At 66.5% G+C, this 1,967-nt stretch carries 1 pseudogene; it reads left to right on the forward strand.

Annotation, left to right across the window (positions count from 1 at the left end):
* Positions 1 to 1,944, forward strand: a pseudogene (locus B3S45_RS13855) (DNA-directed RNA polymerase subunit beta'); the annotation flags it as partial.
* Positions 1,945 to 1,967: the final 23 nt, after the last annotated feature.

The following is a 1,967-nucleotide window of genomic DNA, read 5'->3' on the forward strand; positions in this document are numbered from 1 at the left end:
CACGGGCTGCTGGATGCCTCGCTCGGCCAGGCGATCTTCAACGACGCGCTGCCCAAGGGCTACCCGTTCGTGCGCGAGCAGGCCGACAAGGGCAAGCTGTCGCAGATCGTGAACAAGCTCGCCGAGGAGTACCCGAAGGTGGAGGTCGCCAAGACCCTCGACCGCATCAAGGACGCCGGCTTCTACTGGGCCACCCGCTCGGGTGTGACCGTGGCGCTCAGCGACGTCCTCACGCCCCCGGAGAAGCGCGAGATCGTCGCCAAGCACGAGAAGCAGGCCGCCAAGGCGCAGTCGCAGTTCGAGAAGGGCCTCATCACCGACGCCGAGCGTCGTCAGGAGCTCATCCAGATCTGGACCGAGGCGACCGACGAGGTGCAGAAGGCGATGCGCTCGCACTTCCCGGAGTCGAACACCATCAACCGCATGGTGTCCTCGGGTGCACGTGGTAACTGGCTGCAGATCCGCAATATCGCGGGTATGCGTGGCCTGGTGAACAACCCCAAGGGTGAGATCATCCCGCGCCCGATCATCTCCTCGTACCGCGAGGGCCTGTCGGTGGCGGAGTACTTCATCGCTACCCACGGTGCCCGCAAGGGCCTGGCCGACACCGCCCTCCGCACCGCGGACTCCGGTTACCTCACGCGTCGCCTCGTCGACGTCTCGCAGGATGTCATCATCCGCGAAGAGGACTGCGGCACGAACAAGGGTCTGGAGTTCGTCATCGCAGCCGCCGATTCCGACGGCGAGCTCGTGCGCGACCCGAACGTCGAGAACTCGGTGTTCGCCCGCACCCTGGCCGTCGACGCGGTCGATGCGAAGGGCGCGGTCGTGCTCGAGGCGGGTTCGGATGTCGGCGACCCCGAGATCAACCAGCTCATCGCGGCCGGTGTCGAGAGCATCAAGGTGCGCTCGGTGCTGACCTGCGATTCCGCGGTCGGTGTCTGCGCGCAGTGCTACGGCCGTTCGCTGGCCACCGGCTCGCTGGTGGACATCGGCGAGGCCGTCGGCATCATCGCGGCCCAGTCGATCGGTGAGCCCGGTACCCAGCTGACGATGCGCACCTTCCACACGGGTGGTTCGGCGTCGGCGGATGACATCACGCAGGGTCTGCCCCGCGTGCAGGAGCTGTTCGAGGCGCGTACCCCGAAGGGTGCCTCGCCGATCGCCGAGTCCGACGGACGCATCACGATCGACGAGACCGAGAAGAGCAAGAAGGTCATCCTCACGCCCGACAACGGCGACGAGCCGCACGTCTACCCGGTGCTCAAGCGCGCGACGCTGCTCGTCGAAGACGGCCAGCATGTCACCGTCGGTCAGCCCCTCCAGGTCGGCACGCTCGACCCGAAGGAGATCATGCGCGTGCAGGGTGCCCGCGAGGTGCAGAAGTACCTCGTCGGCGGCGTGCAGGGCGTGTACCGCTCGCAGGGTGTGCCGATCCACGACAAGCACATCGAGGTCATCGTGCGCCAGATGCTGCGGAAGGTCACCGTGGTCGACCACGGCGACACCCCGCTGCTGCCCGGTGAGATGGTCGACTTCAAGCGGTACCAGCAGATCAACCGTGAGGCCGTGACCCAGGGTCAGCGTCCCGCTTCGGGCCGCCCGGAGCTCATGGGTATCACCAAGGCGTCGCTCGCGACCGAGTCGTGGCTGTCGGCCGCGTCGTTCCAGGAGACGACGCGCGTGCTGACGCAGGCTGCGATGGAGGGCAAGAGCGACCCGCTGGTGGGCCTGAAGGAGAACGTGATCATCGGAAAGCTGATCCCGGCCGGCACGGGGCTCGCGAAGTACCGCAACGTGACGGTCGAGGCCACCGAAGAGGCGAAGAGCGAGCGGTACCCCAACCGCATCTTCGCGTCGGACGGTGCCTACAGCGACACCGACCTGAGCTACGTCGACTTCGACAGCTTCTCCACGGACGACTTCAGCGGCAACTACAACTGAGCTGAATCCACGAACGACGACGG

The organism is Microbacterium sp. UBA1612 (assembly GCF_002321605.1).
GTDB classification, from domain to species: Bacteria; Actinomycetota; Actinomycetes; order Actinomycetales; family Microbacteriaceae; genus Microbacterium; species Microbacterium luteum.